The 14,731-nt window shown below is 71.9% G+C and carries 14 protein-coding genes; 2 read left to right on the forward strand and 12 right to left on the reverse strand.

Annotated elements, in window-relative coordinates:
- Positions 1–137: 137 nt before the first annotated feature.
- From AB0I91_RS36340 to gap, 5 genes are all read right to left on the reverse strand, one after another.
- Positions 138–482 carry an RNA polymerase-binding protein RbpA gene (locus tag AB0I91_RS36340; protein WP_015103628.1) on the reverse strand — a complete coding sequence of 115 codons (345 nt, stop codon included), beginning with the start codon at positions 480–482 and terminating at the stop codon, positions 138–140.
- 74 nt (positions 483–556) lie between these two features.
- Entirely contained in the window at positions 557–790 is a 234-nt protein-coding gene (gene secG, locus AB0I91_RS36345; RefSeq protein ID WP_498779798.1) for a preprotein translocase subunit SecG, read from the reverse strand.
- 90 nt (positions 791–880) lie between these two features.
- Positions 881–1,669: a triose-phosphate isomerase gene (tpiA, locus tag AB0I91_RS36350; RefSeq protein WP_498779800.1), complete on the reverse strand. Its 789-nt coding sequence runs from the start codon at positions 1,667–1,669 to the stop codon at positions 881–883.
- Entirely contained in the window at positions 1,669–2,832 is a 1,164-nt protein-coding gene (locus tag AB0I91_RS36355; protein WP_498779802.1) for a phosphoglycerate kinase, read from the reverse strand. The genes tpiA and AB0I91_RS36355 overlap by 1 nt, the downstream gene beginning before the upstream one ends.
- 22 nt (positions 2,833–2,854) lie before the next feature.
- Positions 2,855–3,859, reverse strand: coding sequence for a type I glyceraldehyde-3-phosphate dehydrogenase (gap, locus tag AB0I91_RS36360; RefSeq protein ID WP_499640952.1), 1,005 nt, complete (start codon positions 3,857–3,859; stop codon positions 2,855–2,857).
- A 422-nt stretch (positions 3,860–4,281) separates the two neighbouring features.
- Here gap and AB0I91_RS36365 point away from each other — a divergent pair, with 422 nt between their 5' ends.
- A complete protein-coding gene (locus AB0I91_RS36365; protein WP_499640954.1) occupies positions 4,282–6,339 on the forward strand; it encodes an acyltransferase family protein in 2,058 nt (685 codons plus the stop codon).
- A 16-nt stretch (positions 6,340–6,355) separates the two neighbouring features.
- Here the strand turns inward: AB0I91_RS36365 and whiA are convergent, their stop codons facing one another.
- The 7 genes from whiA to AB0I91_RS36400 all read right to left on the reverse strand — a co-directional run bounded on the left by whiA (position 6,356) and on the right by AB0I91_RS36400 (position 12,895).
- Complete coding sequence (whiA, locus tag AB0I91_RS36370; protein WP_230569164.1) at positions 6,356–7,342, reverse strand: DNA-binding protein WhiA; 987 nt, start codon at positions 7,340–7,342, stop codon at positions 6,356–6,358.
- Positions 7,333–8,364 carry a gluconeogenesis factor YvcK family protein gene (locus tag AB0I91_RS36375; protein ID WP_499640956.1) on the reverse strand — a complete coding sequence of 344 codons (1,032 nt, stop codon included), beginning with the start codon at positions 8,362–8,364 and terminating at the stop codon, positions 7,333–7,335. Before AB0I91_RS36375 ends, whiA begins: the two co-directional genes overlap by 10 nt.
- Positions 8,361–9,218: an RNase adapter RapZ gene (gene rapZ / locus AB0I91_RS36380; protein WP_170232487.1), complete on the reverse strand. Its 858-nt coding sequence runs from the start codon at positions 9,216–9,218 to the stop codon at positions 8,361–8,363. The genes AB0I91_RS36375 and rapZ overlap by 4 nt, the downstream gene beginning before the upstream one ends.
- A gap of 26 nt (positions 9,219–9,244) precedes the next feature.
- Complete coding sequence (uvrC, locus tag AB0I91_RS36385) at positions 9,245–11,188, reverse strand: excinuclease ABC subunit UvrC (RefSeq protein ID WP_498779808.1); 1,944 nt, start codon at positions 11,186–11,188, stop codon at positions 9,245–9,247.
- 219 nt (positions 11,189–11,407) lie between these two features.
- Positions 11,408–11,878, reverse strand: coding sequence for a Rieske (2Fe-2S) protein (locus AB0I91_RS36390; protein WP_498779809.1), 471 nt, complete (start codon positions 11,876–11,878; stop codon positions 11,408–11,410).
- Positions 11,879–11,978: 100 nt separating this feature from the next.
- Complete coding sequence (locus AB0I91_RS36395; RefSeq protein ID WP_498779811.1) at positions 11,979–12,389, reverse strand: Rieske (2Fe-2S) protein; 411 nt, start codon at positions 12,387–12,389, stop codon at positions 11,979–11,981.
- 14 nt (positions 12,390–12,403) lie between these two features.
- The gene (locus AB0I91_RS36400) at positions 12,404–12,895 is read right to left on the reverse strand and encodes a hypothetical protein (protein WP_123746588.1); all 492 of its coding nucleotides are present in this window, start codon (positions 12,893–12,895) and stop codon (positions 12,404–12,406) included.
- Between the two features lie 277 nt (positions 12,896–13,172).
- Between AB0I91_RS36400 and AB0I91_RS36405 the strand changes: the two genes are divergently transcribed.
- Positions 13,173–14,729, forward strand: a complete 1,557-nt coding sequence (locus AB0I91_RS36405) for a helix-turn-helix domain-containing protein (RefSeq protein WP_498779812.1) — start codon at positions 13,173–13,175, stop codon at positions 14,727–14,729.
- Positions 14,730–14,731 lie beyond the last annotated feature (2 nt).

A 14,731-nucleotide genomic window follows, 5' to 3' on the forward strand; every position in this document is an offset into this window, starting at 1 on the left:
AGACGCCGACCGCCCAGGTTGACCGACCGATCCCGGATCTCGAAATCCACCACAACTCCCCAACTGGGGTGTTGCGACGACCACTAGAACCCAAGAAGTCCCACCGGGGCCGTCGTGCCGTTCTCGCCTGAGCCTGGCTAGGGCTCTTCGCGCTGCTTGCGCAGCTTGGTGAGCGCCTCTTCGAGGATCGCCTCACCGTCCGCGTCGGAGCGCCGCTCCTTCACGTACGCCAGGTGCGTCTTGTACGGCTCGTTGCGCGGCGGAGCAGGAGGTGCCTGCTCGTCGCGCCCGGCCGGCAGACCGCACCGGGGGCAGTCCCAGTTCTCCGGGATCTCGGCTTCGACCGCGAACGACGGCCGAGACTCGTGCGCGTTCGCGCACCAGTACGACACCCGACGTCGGGGCGCGGACTCGCCGCGCTCCGATTCGCCCATCGGGCCTGCGCCGACGCGGGTACCGCGAATCGCGTTACCACCAGCCATCGACCCTCACACCCCCACCACGTGGTTTCCCTGTGTCCGCGTCGGCCGACGTCGTCGGCGTCCACCGACCTGTGTCAGTTGACCTTCATCAGCAGCCCGATGCCCACGATGGCGATGACCCAGACCGCGCCGACGAACAACGTCAGGCGGTCGAGGTTCTTCTCCACCACGCTGGAACCGGACAGGCTCGACTGCATGCCGCCGCCGAACAACGAGGACAGACCGCCACCACGCCCGCGGTGCAGCAGCACGAGCAGGATCAGCAGCAGGCTGGAGACGAGCAGCAGGATCTGCAGGAACAGGATCATTTCTTCCTCGCTGTCAGGCAGGTGACGCCACAGAGTACCCGGTCGACTGCCGACCGTGGACCACCGCGGGTGGAGAGTGTGTCAATCACATCAGGGTAGAGGGCCGCCCGCGGCGAGTGCACACAGCTTCGCGAACTCGTCCGCATCCAGGCTCGCACCACCGACAAGGGCGCCGTCGACGTCCTTCTGAGCGATCAACTCCGCGATGTTGCCGGACTTGACCGAGCCGCCGTAAAGCACTCGAACGGCCGAAGCGACGTCCTCGCCGTAGAGCTCGGCGAGCTTGACCCGAATGGCGGCGCACACCTCCTGCGCGTCGGCCGACGAGGCGACCTTGCCGGTGCCGATCGCCCACACCGGCTCGTAGGCGACGACGACGTCGCGCACCTGCTCGGCGGTGAGGCCCTTCAGGCCCGCGACGAGCTGCTCGGTGCAGTGCTCGACGTGCCCGCCGGCCTCGCGGACGTCCAGCTGCTCGCCGAGGCAGAAGATGGGCGTGACGCCGTGCTTGAGCGCCGCCTTGACCTTCTTGTTGACGACTCCGTCGTCCTCGTTGTGGTACTCGCGCCGCTCGGAGTGACCCACGGTGACGTAGGAGCAGCCGAGCTTGGCCAGCATCGGGCCGGACACGTCACCGGTGTAGGCGCCCGAGTCGTGCGGCGACAGGTCCTGCGCGCCGTACTTGAGCAGCAGCTTGTCGCCGTCGACGAGGGTCTGGATCGACCGGATGTCGACGAACGGGGGCAGCACCGCGACCTCGACCTTGGCGAAGTACTTCTCCGGGAGCGAGAAGGCGATCTTCTGCACCAGGGCGATGGCCTCGAGGTGGTTGAGGTTCATCTTCCAGTTGCCCGCGATGAGGGGCTGACGCTGAGCCATCACGCCTCCAACACAGACACGCCGGGCAGTTCCTTGCCCTCCAGGTACTCCAGGGACGCCCCACCACCGGTGGAGATGTGCGAGAACCCGTCCTCGGGCAGGCCGAGCGCGCGCACGGCCGCGGCGGAGTCGCCGCCGCCGACCACGGTGAACGCGTCGCTCTTGACCAGCGCCTCGGCCACCGCGCGGGTGCCGCCGGAGAAGGCCTCGAACTCGAACACGCCCATCGGGCCGTTCCAGAACACGGTCTGCGCGTCGGCGAGCTTCGAGGCGAACAGCTCGCGGGTCGCCGGGCCGATGTCCAGGCCCTGCCGGTCGGCGGGGATGGCGTCGGTGGCGACGACCTCGAACTGCGCGTCGGGCGCGAAGTCGACGGCGGCCAGCACGTCGACCGGGAGCACGAGCTCCACGCCGCGCTTCTCGGCCTCGGCGAGGAAGCCGCGGACCTGGTCGAGCTGGTCTTCCTGCAGCAGCGAGCCGCCGACCTCGTGGCCCTGGGCCTTGAGGAAGGTGTAGGCCATGCCGCCGCCCACGAGGAGCCGGTCGACCTTGGTGAGCAGGTTCGCGATGACGCCGAGCTTGTCGGAGACCTTCGCGCCGCCGAGCACCACGACGTAGGGGCGCTGGAGGTCGTCGGTGAGCTTGCGCAGCACCTCGACCTCGGCCAGCACGAGGCCGCCCGCGTAGTGCGGGAGCTTCTTGGCCACGTCGTAGACCGACGCCTGCTTGCGGTGCACGACGCCGAAGCCGTCGGAGACGAACGCGTCGGCCTTGGCGGCCAGCTCGTCGGCGAGGGCGGCGCGCTCGGCGTCGTCCTTGCTGGTCTCGCGGGCGTCGAAGCGGATGTTCTCCAGCAGCACGACGGTGCCGTCACCGGCGGCCTCGGTGCCGATCTCGACCGGCAGGCCGAGCAGCTCACCGAGCCGGACGGCGACGGGCGCGAGGGAGAACTTGGGGTCGGGCTCGCCCTTGGGGCGGCCCAGGTGCGCGGCGACCAGCACGCGGGCGCCCGCGTCCACGAGCGCCTTGAGGGTGGGCACCGACGCGCGGACGCGGCCGTCGTCGGTGATCCGGTCGCCGTCGAGGGGGACGTTCAGGTCGGCGCGCACGAGGACGCGCCGACCCGAGACACCCTCGCTGAGCAGATCGTCGAGAGTCTTCACAGCGAGTGATCCGTCTCTTCGCTCAGAGCTTGCTGGCGACGAGGTTGACCAGGTCGGCGAGGCGGTTGGAGTAGCCCCACTCGTTGTCGTACCAGCCGACGACCTTGACCTGGTTGCCGATGACCTTGGTCAGCGGCGCGTCGTAGATGCACGACGCCGGGTCGGTGACGATGTCGGCCGACACGATCGGGTCGGTGTTGTAGCGCAGGTAGCCCTTGAGCGCACCCTCCGCGGCGGCCTTGTAGGCGGCGTTGACCTCGTCCACGGTGACGTCGCGGCCGACGGTGACGGTCAGGTCGGTGGCCGAGCCGGTGGGCACGGGCACGCGCAGGGCGTAGCCGTCGAGCTTGCCCTTCAGCTCCGGCAGGACCAGGCCGATCGCCTTCGCGGCACCGGTGCTGGTGGGCACGATGTTCAGCGCGGCGGCACGGGCGCGGCGCAGGTCCTTGTGCGGCGCGTCCTGCAGGTTCTGGTCCTGGGTGTAGGCGTGGATCGTGGTCATGAGGCCACGCTCGATGGTGAAGCTGTCGTGCAGCACCTTGGCCAGCGGGGCCAGGCAGTTGGTGGTGCACGAGGCGTTGGAGATGACGGTCTGCGAACCGTCGTACTGGTCGTCGTTCGCGCCCAGCACCACGGTGAGGTCCTCACCCTTGGCCGGTGCGGAGATGATGACCTTCTTCGCGCCGCCCTCGTCCACGTGCTTGCGCGCGGCCGAGGCGTCGGTGAAGAAGCCGGTCGACTCCACGACGACGTCGACGCCGAGGTCCTTCCAGGGCAGCTTGCCGGGGTCGCGCTCGGCCAGGGCCTTGATGACCTTGCCGTCGACCGCGATGCCCTCGTCGGTCACGGTCACCTCACCGTCGAGGCGGCCGAGGATGGAGTCGTACTTGAGCAGGTGGGCCATGGTGTTGACGTCACCGAGGTCGTTGAAGGCGACGATCTCGATGTCGTGCCCGCTGGCCTGAACGGCGCGCCAGAAGTTGCGACCGATGCGGCCGAAACCATTGACACCTACGCGAACCGTCACGGTGAGTCTCCTCGGTACTCGACTGGCGTTGTCCGCCAGGGGCGTGCAGTCATGGGCTGACCAGGCAGCCGAGAGCCAGCCTAGCCTCCGGCCTGCGTCCCTGGTCACGTGGACCACCAGGATCTCTTTATCGAACAAGAAAATCCAGCTCGACCGGCTTGTTACCTTTGGGTAACTCGGTCACGGGGGCTTCGTGACCCCGGAGTGCGGTCGTCGCCGCGCTTCGGCGTCGGGCCCGGCGGCTTCCAGCCTATGACTCTCGGTGCTCGCCCGCAGGACGCGCGCTGCGTGACGGAGGGTGGCCGTTCCGAATGTCGACGGTGCGGTAACGCTGCTCTGAACGGGCTACAGCCACGGTTACACGAACGGGTTAAGCTGCGCCGCTTTTTCCGTTCGACTCGTGGCGGTGGGTAGTGGCGCTGGTGACCGACGAACCGCCTCTCGAGGCCGCCCGCGCCGCCGGTCGTCCCGCGGTCAGGGCCGACATCCAGGGCCTGCGGGCGTTGGCCGTCGGCCTGGTGATCTGCTACCACCTGCGCCCCGAGTGGCTGCCCGGCGGTTTCGTCGGCGTCGACGTCTTCTTCGTGCTCTCGGGCTTCCTGATCATCGGCACGCTCACCGGCGAGGTCCGCCGCACCGGGCGGGTCGGGCTGCTCGACTTCTACGCGCGGCGGATCCGCAGGCTCCTGCCCGCCGCCACCGCCGTGCTGCTGGCCGTCGCGGTGGCGGTGTTCGCCGTGCTGCCCGAGTCGCGGTGGCCGACCGTGCTGCGTGAGGTCCTCTTCTCCGCCATCAACGCGCAGAACTGGCTGCTGGCCGTGCTGTCGAACGACTACGGGCACGCGGGCGTCGGGGCCTCACCGGTGCAGCACTTCTGGTCGCTGGCCGTCGAGGAGCAGTTCTACCTGGTCATCCCGCTGGTGCTGCTGGTCGCGGCCACCCTGGCGGCACGGCGGGGTGGAGGGCCGGTGCGGTACGCCGCGGTCTCGGTCGGCGTGATCACGGTCGCGTCGTTCGCGTTCTCGGTCTGGTTCACGCCGGTCGACCCCGGCGCGGCGTACTTCGTGACGCCGACCCGGATGTGGGAGCTCGGGATCGGCGGCCTGGCCGCGATGGTGCTGCACCGGCTGCGGCTCGGCGCGGCGGCACGTCTGCTGCTGGGCTGGGGCGGTGTGGCCGCGGTGCTGGTGAGCGCGTTCCGGTTCACCACGGACCTGGCGTTCCCCGGCTGGATCGCGGCACTGCCCACGGTCGGCGCGGCGGCGGTGCTGGTCGCCCGGGACGACTCGCTGGCCCGCGTCCTCGGCCTGCGCCCGCTGACCTACGTCGGCGACATCTCCTACAGCCTGTACCTGTGGCACTGGCCGGTGATCGTGTTCGTGCTCGAGGTGACCGGGCGTCAGGTCTTGGACGGGTACCAGGCCGGGTTCGCCGCGGCGCTGAGCCTCGTGCTGGCCGCGTTGTCGAAGCACTTCGTCGAGGACCCGTTCCGGCGGCGCAAGCACAACCGCAGGCGCGTGACGTACGGGATCGGCGCGGCCATGGTCGCGGTGACCGTGGCGGTCGCTTCGGGCGGGTGGGCGTCGGCCGAGTCGACGCTGGCGGCGTTGCGCGGCAGGTCGGTGATCGACGCCGACCACCCCGGCGCGCTGGCGCTGGACCCGAGCCGTCCGGTGCCCGCGCAGGCCGGCATCCCGCTCGCACCCGACCCCGCCGTGGCGGGGGAGGACGGGCCGCTCGGCGACCTGCCGGGCGATTGCAACGTCTACGACATGACCGCGGAGCCCGCGGCGTGCACGTACGGGGCACCCGAGGCGACCAAGACCGCGGTCATCGTCGGCGATTCGCACGCCGCCCAGTTCAGCAGCGCCCTGGCCGAGTTCGTGCGGCACGAGGGCGCCGGCCGGTGGCGGGTGAAGGTCATCGTGCGCAACGGCTGCCCGTTCACCGCGGTGCCGCCGTCGGAGGCGGGCACGCCGCTGACCGTCTGCTCGGACGAGAACCTGAAGAAGCTCGACCTGATCCGCGACCTCAAGCCCGACCTGGTCGTCACCGCCGCCATGTCGCCCGAGTCCTACCGCGCGGACCTGGACTGGACCTGGGAGTCGCCCGACCGCGCGGTCGAGGGTTACCGGACCATGCTCACCGCGCTGTCGGACGCCGCCATCCCGGTCGCCGTGATCCGCGAACTGCCCCGGCTGGCACGGCCGGTCGTGCCCTGCCTGGAACGCCGCCCCGACGACCCGGCCGACTGCGACACGCCCTGGGCGCGGGCCGTCGGCTCGGCGACCGACCCGCTGGCCGACGCCGCGACCGGGCTGCCCGGCGTGCGGGTGGTCGACCTGACCGACTGGATCTGCCGCGCCGACACGTGCCCCGCCGTGGTCGGCAACGTGGTCGTCTACCGCGACAACCACCTCACCGACACCTACGTGAGGTCCCTGGCCGACCCGCTCGTCGCCGCCCTGGGACTCCGCTAGCGGGGCAGCCCTCCGGTCAGACCTCGGCTTCGAGCATGTCCGCCGTCACGGCGGACTCGGTGTCCGGCATGCCCAGTTCCTTCGCCCGCTTGTCCGCCATCGCCAGGAGTCTGCGGATGCGGCCCGCGACGGCGTCCTTCGTCATCTGCGGGTCGGAGAGCTGGCCCAGCTCCTCCAGCGAGGCCTGCCGGTGGGCCAGCCGCAGGGCTCCCGCGGCGGCCAGGTGGTCCGGCGCCTCGGCGCCCAGGATCTCCAGCGCCCGCTGCACGCGGGCGGCGGCGGCGACGGCGGCGCGGGCCGAGCGCCGCAGGTTGGCGTCGTCGAAGTTCGCCAGGCGGTTCGCCGTCGCACGCACCTCGCGGCGCATCCGGCGCTCCTCCCAGGCCAGCACGCTGTCGTGCGCGCCGAGCCTGGTCAGCATCGCGCCGATGGCGTCGCCATCCCTTATCACCACGCGCTCCGCGCCGCGCACCTCGCGCGACTTCGAGCCGATGCCCATCCGCCGCGCCGCGCCGACCAGCGCCAGCGCCGCCTCCGGCCCCGGGCAGGTCACCTCCATCGACGACGACCGGCCCGGCTCGGTCAGCGAGCCGTGCGCCAGGAACGCGCCGCGCCACGCCGCCTCCGCGTCGCACACACCGCCCGACACCACCGGCGCGGGCAGGCCGCGCACCGGGCGTCCGCGCGGGTCGAGCAGCCCCGTCTGCCTGGCCAGGCCCTCGCCGTCCTTCACCACGCGCACCACGAACCGGGTGCCCTTGCGCAGCCCGCTGGACGTGATGGTGAACACGTCCGACTGGTGCCCGTACAGCTCGTGGATCTCGCGGCGCAGCCGGCGCGCCGTCGAACCCAGGTCCAGCTCCGCCTCGACGACCACCCGGCCGCCCACGATGTGCAGGCCGCCCGCGAACCGCAGCAACGAGGCGACCTCCGCGCGGCGGCAGCAGGTCTTGGAGACGGCCAGCCTGCTCAGCTCGTCCTTCACCGCCGACGTCATCGCCACGGCGCCTCGCCTCCCCTGCTCGTCCGGTCTTCCTGGAGGGTTGTACTCGACGCCCCTCCGGTCTCGTCACCAGGGCCGGCCAACGCCCGGGTGATGCTCGACGCCAGCGCGGTCGGGTCGTGCCGGTCGGGCGCGCCGGCCACGGCGATGGGCGCGAGGTGCGCCGCAGCGCCGAGAGCTGCGGCGGCCCTGCGCAGCCGGTCGGGAACGGGCACCGCGTCGACGTCCGCGATCACCGCGTCCACCCGCAGGGCGGGCGCGTGCGCGCACAGCACGTCCAGGTGCAGCTCCGGCGAGAAACCGTCGGTTTCCCCCGGTTGGGGGACGAGGTTGAGCACGACCACCTTGCGCGCCGACGTGCGCACGAGGGCGTCGTGCAGCTCGGGCACGAGCAGGTGCGGCAGCACGCTGGTGAACCACGAGCCGGGCCCGAGCAGCACGACGTCGGCCGCGAGCACCGCCTCCACCGCCTGCCGGCAGCCGCGCGGCGCCTCGCCCGGTCCGCCCGGCCCGTTGAGCCGGATCCGCTGCACGCGTCCCGGCGTGGTGGCGATCGCGACCTGGCCGCGGATGCGGCGCACCACGTCGTCGTCATCGTCCAGCCCGGTCACGTCGGCCTCGATCGACAACGGCTCGGTGCACATCGGCAGCACGCGACCGCGCACGCCGAGCAGCCGCCCGGCCTCCTCCAGCACCGCCACCGGGTCGCCGAGCTGCTCCAGCAGGCCCGCCAGCACGAGGTTGCCCACCGCGTGCCCGGCGAGCGCGCCGGTGCCGCCGAACCGGTGCTGGAACAACGTCGCCCACAACGCGCTCGACTCGTCCGCGCCGGCCAGCGCCACCATCGCCTTGCGCAGGTCGCCGGGCGGCAGCAGGCCCAGCTCGCGGCGCAGCCGCCCCGAGGAGCCACCGTCGTCCGCGACCGTCACCACGGCCGTCACGTCGTCGGTCACCCGGCGCAGGGCGGTGAGCGTGGCGTGCAGCCCGTGCCCACCGCCCAGCGCTACCGCTGCGAAGCTCACTCGCGTCCCAGGTCCCGGTGCACGACCTTGACGGCCATGCCGTCCTCGCTGGCCAGCCGGCCCGCGAGCTCCTCGGAGATGGCCACGCTGCGGTGCTTGCCGCCGGTGCAGCCGACCGCCAGCGTCAGGTACCGCTTGCCCTCGCGCCGGTAGCCGGCGCCGATGAGGCGCAGCAGCTCGTGGTAGCGGTCCAGGAACTCCTCCGCGCCTTCCTGCGTGAGCACGTAGTTGCGCACGTCGCCGTCCAGGCCGGTCTGCTCGCGCAGCTCCGGGATCCAGAACGGGTTCGGCAGGAACCGCACGTCCATCACCAGGTCGGCGTCCATCGGCAGGCCGTACTTGTAGCCGAACGACAGCACCGTGACGCGGGTGCGGGTCGCCGACTCCGTGCCGAACGTGTCCTCGATCTTGGCCCGCAACTGGTGCACCGACAGCGCCGAGGTGTCCAGCACCAGGTCGGCTTCCTCGCGCAGCGGCGTGAGCAGGATCCGCTCGGCCTCGATGCCGTCGGCGAGGCGGCCGTCGGCCTGCAGCGGGTGGCCGCGCCGCACCGACTCGAACCGGCGGATCAGCACGTCGTCGGTGGCCTCCAGGAACAGCACCTTCGGCTTGTAGCCGCGCGCGTCCAGGTCCTTGATCACCGCCGCCAAATCCTCGGTGAACGCGCGGCTGCGCACGTCCATGACCACCGCGACCCGGGTGATCGCCCCCCTGGCCTGGGCGCCCAGCTCCACCATGGTCGCGATCAGCTCGGGCGGCAGGTTGTCCACCACGAACCAGCCCAGGTCCTCCAGGCACTTCGCGGCCGTGCTGCGGCCCGCCCCCGACAGGCCCGTCACCACCGCGACTTCGATGCCGGACTTCTCGCCGGCCGGTGCGCTCACGTTCGCTCCCCTTCGGTGCCCGCCGTGCTCAACGTCGCGTGCACGGCCTCCGCGGTGCGCCGGCCCACTCCGGGCACCACGCTGATCTCCTCGATGCTCGCCTCGCGCAACTTCTTCAGCGAGCCGAAGTGCTTCAGCAGCGCGGCCTTGCGCGTCTGCCCCAGTCCCGGCACGTCGTCCAGCGCCGAGGTCGTCATCCGCTTCGACCGCTTCTGCCGGTGGTAGGCGATGGCGAACCGGTGCGCCTCGTCGCGCACCCGTTGCAGCAGGTACAGGGCCTCGCTGGTGCGGGGCAGGATCACCGGGTCCGGCTCGCCGGGCACCCACACCTCCTCCAGCCGCTTCGCCAGGCCGACCACCGCGACGTCGGTGATGCCCAGCTCCGCCAAGACGTCGGAGGCTACCTGCGCCTGCGGCGCGCCGCCGTCCACCACCAGCAGGTTCGGCGCGTAGGCGAACCTGCGCGGCTTGCCGGTCTCCGGGTCGATGCCGGGCGTCGGGCCGCCGTTGTCCTTGTTGTCGCGCAGGTACGCCTGGAAGCGCCGCCGCACCACCTCGGCGATCGAGCCGACGTCGCCCTGCTCGGCGCCCTCCCGCACGGCGAACCGGCGGTACTCGGACTTGCGCGCCAGGCCGTCCTCGAACACCACCAGCGACGCCACCACGTCCGTGCCCTGCACGTGGCTGACGTCGGTGCACTCGATCCGCAGCGGCGCCGTGTCCAGGCCCAGCGCCTCCTGCAGCTCCTGCAGGGCCGCCGACCGGGCCGTCAGGTCGCCGGCGCGGCGCAGCTTGTGCTGCTGGAACGCCTCCTTGGCGTTGCGCTCCACCGTCTCCATGAGCGCCCGCTTGTCACCGCGCTGCGGCACCCGCAACGACACCTTGCCGCCGCGCAGGCCCGACAGCCACTTCTCGACCGCCTCGGCGTCGTCGGGCAGCTCCGGCACGAGCACCTCGCGCGGCACCGGCGCCGACTCGACGCCGCTGACCCGGGCCGACTCGACCTGCTCGCCGTAGAACTGGGTGACGAACTGGTCCACCAGGCCCGTCACGCCGGTCTCGTCGACCTTGTCGACCACCCAGCCGCGCTGGCCGCGCACCCGGCCGCCGCGCACGTGGAACACCTGGACCGAGACCTCCAGGTCGTCCTGCGCGAACGCGACCACGTCGGCGTCCGTGCCGTCGCCGAGGACGACGGCCTGCTTCTCCAAGGCGCGCTTGAGGGCCGCCTGGTCGTCGCGCAGGCGGGCGGCCTTCTCGAACTCCAGCTCCTCGGCGGCGGCCGTCATCTCGCGTTCCAGGCGGCGCACCATCGAGTCGGTCTTGCCGGCGAGGAAGTCGCAGAAGTCCTCGACGATGTCGCGGTGCTCGTCCGCGTCGACCCGGCCCACGCACGGCGCCGAGCACTTGTCGATGTAGCCGAGCAGGCAGGGGCGGCCGATCTGGCCGTGGCGCTTGAACACGCCCGCCGAGCAGGTGCGCGCCGGGAAGACGCGCAGCAGCAGGTCGAGCGTCTCGCGGATCGCCCAGGCGTGTGCGTACGGGCCGAAGTAGCGCACGCCCTTGCGGCGCGGGCCGCGGTAGACGTGCAGGCGGGGGAACTCCTCGTTCAACGTCACGGCCAGCACCGGGTACGACTTGTCGTCGCGGTAGCGGACGTTGAAGCGCGGGTCGAACTCCTTGATCCAGTTGTACTCCAGCTGCAGCGCCTCGACCTCGGTGCCGACGACGGTCCACTCGACGCTCGCGGCGGTGGTCACCATCTGGCGGGTGCGCGGGTGCAGGCCGGCGACGTCGGCGAAGTAGGAGTTCAGGCGTTGGCGCAGGCTCTTGGCCTTGCCGACGTACACCACGCGGCCGCCGGCGTCGCGGAACTTGTACACGCCGGGGGCTTCGGGGATGGTGCCTGTCGCAGGGCGATAGGTCGACGGATCGGCCACCGGACAAGCGTACGTGGGGGCACCGACAGCCCGGCGGAGACCGGCTCTGTGCTGGATTGCGCCGCCTCCGGCGTCGCGGGCGAGGTCGCCGGGGAAGTCGGCCGTTCGCGCCCTGATTCCCGGCGATCGAAAAGCGTGATCGCCGGGAATGAGGACGCGAACGACCGACGCGACCTCGCGCGGAGGTGGTGAACGTTCGACGCGACCCTCGCGAGAGGTTCAGGCGGGGACGATCTGGCCCGCCTCGACCTTCACCGGGACCTCCCTCAGGCCCGTGGTGGCCGGGCCCTTCGTCACCTGGCCGTCCGCGGCGTTGAACGTGCTGCCGTGGTTCGGGCAGGTGATGACGCCGCCCTCGGGCGGCGACACCGCGGTCCCCTGGTGCGGGCAGGTGGCGTCGTAGGCCTTGACCGTGTCGCCGGTGCGGACGAGCACGAGCGGCTTGCTGTCCGCCGGGTTGCCCGCGATCGTGCCGCCGCCGTCGGGCACGTCGGCCAGCGCCGCGATGATCGGCGGCCCGGACGGGGTGGTGCCGCCACCGCCGGGCGTCGTGCCGCCGCCGGTCGCGGTGGTGCCGCCGGGGGTGGAACCGCTGCTGCACGCGGCCAGGCCGCCCGGCACCGCCAGCGCGACCAGCACGCCGCACAGCACCGAGCGACGGGACAGCCCTGTCTTCTCCGTTGAACTCAAAGCAGGTCCTTTGCTACGTGGTGGGTGGTCGTTCGGCCACACAGGCAATACGACACCACGTGAAGCGGGGTTCAACACCCCAGCCCTTGGGACGGCTTCTTCAGGAAAGCAACACGTCCGGCCCGGACACCGCCACCGCGACCTCCGCCAACCCCCGCGGTGACGGGCCGGACAGCACCGCCCCGGTCGTCGGGTCGAACGCGGAGCGGTGCGTGGGACAGCTGATCGTGCCGCCGGCGGGCGGGTTCACCGTCGTGCCCTGGTGCGGGCAGGCCGGGTTGAACGCCCGCACCTCCGACTCCGAGGGCCTGACCAGCAGCAACTGGCCGTCGCCGCCGACGTCGACCAGCGCGCCGGAGCCGACCGGGACGTCGGCGAGCCCGGCCACGCGGTCACCCGCGCGGGCCGAGCCGACACCGGGCCGACGCGTCGGCGCGCCCGAGCCGCAGGAGGTCAGGGGCACGCCGGCGGTCAGGGCGAGCAGTCCGCACAGCAGCGTCCGTCGGTCCACCCGCCCATCTTCGCCTACCGGTCCTTCGCCACCGCCGTCCGGGCCAGCGCCAGCACCGCCGTGAACGGCGGGAACCAGTGCCGCGAGTGCGACGGCGGGTTCGCCCACCTCAGCGACCCGTACCGGGTCATCGTCGGCGGCAGCGCGATCCGCTGCGGCGAGCGGACGAACTGGACCTCGGCGGGCGCCTTCAGGTGCGTGGGCAGCAGGGCGACCAGCTCGGCGAGGAAGATCCAGTGCTCCCGCGGGCCCGGGATGACGGTGACGGGACCGGCGAGCATCCTGGCCTTGAGGTCGGCCAGGACGCGCGAGCCGATGCGGGCGGGCATGGCCAGGGCGGTGGTCGCGGGCCCCAGCGGCAGGAAGACGCCCTGCTCGGTGACCGAGACCTTCCAGCCCAGCAGCCGGTAACCCGCGATCGCCTCACCGAGTGCCTGCTGGTGCGCGCGGTCGCGTGGTCCGTATCGCGGGCCGTTGTCGGCGGTGGTGGCGGCGGTGATGCTCATCGGCGGAGGTCCCTCCCCGGTCGGGTGGAGTGGGCGGCGTGTGCGCGGGCCGCGGGGGTCGTCCCGGCACTGGCACACCACGCAGCGTCGGCCCCGGCGGGACGTTTCACCACACCGTTATCGGGTCGGATCCATGCACCTCACGGATCAGCCTCATCCACCACCCGGCGTCACGGGGGCTCCGACCAGGGGCCCACCCCGCCTTATGCACGAAATGCATGGACTCCTGATCACATCTCTATACACTGGTGAGCACGCTCAGTGACGGGAGCGAGCCATGGAACGGAAAGCTCGAAGAGCAGCCAGTACCAGGCGCGCATGCCCGACGTGCGGGGCGCTGATCGCCGCCGACAACACCGACCGGCTCTGCCAGCGTTGTCGCCGCAACGCGCGGACCGAGCTCTACGGACCACCCGAGGTACCCGGGGACTTCTGGGACCACGAGGCGATGGCCGCCGCGTTCTCCGACCGGAACATGGGCGCCCTCCTCGCCGCCTACCGGCACCACCCCCAGCACGTCAGTCGCGTCACCCAAGACCGCATGGCGTCCTGGCTGGGGATCTCCCAGGCGCAGCTGTCGCGGTACGAGACCGGTGAGAACCCGATCGACCGGATCGACCGGCTGCGCCACTTCGCGCGGGCGCTCGGCGTGCCGGCCGACCGGCTGTGGTTCGACCGCGTCGGAATCCCAAGCCAGGCGGACGCCGATCGCGGCGCCCCGCCCGATGTGCTCGCCGCGGCGTGGGACGCGTCGAGCATTGCCAGATCGGTCGAGGAGACGGCGAGGAACGACTTGGCGATCAGCAGACGAGCGGCGCTCACCGGAGCCGCCGCGGTGGCGATGGGTCCCGCACTGGTCGAACCGTTGCAGAAGTGGCTCCACCCCTTGCAGCCCCTGTCCAAGTGGTCGTCCAGCGCGGCGATCAGCGAGGAGGAGCTGGCGGCGTTGCAGCGCGTCGCCGACGGGCTGCGCGGGTGGGGTGGCCGAGGCGGGTACGGGTTGGCGCGCAAGGCGGTGCTCGGGCAGTTGGAGGAACTGGCCGAGCGGTTGTCGCGGGCGCCGGCGGGCCCCACGACGGAACGGGCCTTCTTCATCGGGGCCGAGCTGTCCAAGGTGGCGGCGAGCATGTCGTGGGACGCGGGCATGCACGACGCCGCGCAGCGGTACTACGTGCTCGGGGTCCGCATGGCGAAGGCCGGGCGCAACGACCCGTTCGCCGCCCTGTGCCTGGCGGCGATGGCCAGGCAGATGTTCGACCTCGGCCGGCCCGAGGACGGTTTAGAGCTGGTCCAGCTGGGCCAGTACGGCACGCGGCGCAACGCCACCCCGACGTTGCAGGCGCTCCTGCTGACCCGTGAGGCGTGGGCCTACGCGCAGATGGGTCGGGTGCGGGAGTTCCACCGGGCGGTCGGGCAGGCGCAGGACAGCTTCGCGCAGCGGCGGCCCGGTTCGGACCCGTGGTGGCTGGACTCGTTCGACGAGGCGGAGCTGGAAGGCGTGATCGGCGCGCGCATGAGGGACCTGGCCGGGCACGACCCGAAGCAGGCGCCGTTGGCGGAGCGGCACATCCGGCGGGCGCTCGACCTGCGCGACCCGGCGAGGGTGCGCAACCGGGCGTTCGACGTCATCGGGTTGGCCCGCACGAAGATGGTGTCGGGCGAGCCCGAGGAGGCGTGCGGGCTGATCCAGCAGGTGCTGCCGACGGCGGCGGGCCTGGCGTCCGGGCGGGTGGTGCGCAAGCTGCAGGACTTCGCCAAGGAGGCCGAGCGGCACCGCGACCTGGCCGTCGTGCGCGACACCCGTGAGGCGATCCGCGGGGTCCGGACGGCCTAGTG

The sequence above is a fragment of the Actinosynnema sp. NPDC049800 genome (assembly GCF_040656635.1).
Lineage (GTDB): Bacteria > Actinomycetota > Actinomycetes > Mycobacteriales > Pseudonocardiaceae > Actinosynnema.

What these genes read in the sequence shown, in the direction of transcription:
- AB0I91_RS36340 (WP_015103628.1), bottom strand. Translation starts at nt 482, where the DNA reads ATGGCTGGTGGTAACGCGATTCGCGGTACCCGCGTCGGCGCAGGCCCG.
- tpiA (WP_498779800.1), bottom strand. Translation starts at nt 1,669, where the DNA reads ATGGCTCAGCGTCAGCCCCTCATCGCGGGCAACTGGAAGATGAACCTC.
- secG (WP_498779798.1), bottom strand. Translation starts at nt 790, where the DNA reads ATGATCCTGTTCCTGCAGATCCTGCTGCTCGTCTCCAGCCTGCTGCTG.
- AB0I91_RS36405 (WP_498779812.1), top strand. Translation starts at nt 13,173, where the DNA reads ATGGAACGGAAAGCTCGAAGAGCAGCCAGTACCAGGCGCGCATGCCCG.
- AB0I91_RS36400 (WP_123746588.1), bottom strand. Translation starts at nt 12,895, where the DNA reads ATGAGCATCACCGCCGCCACCACCGCCGACAACGGCCCGCGATACGGA.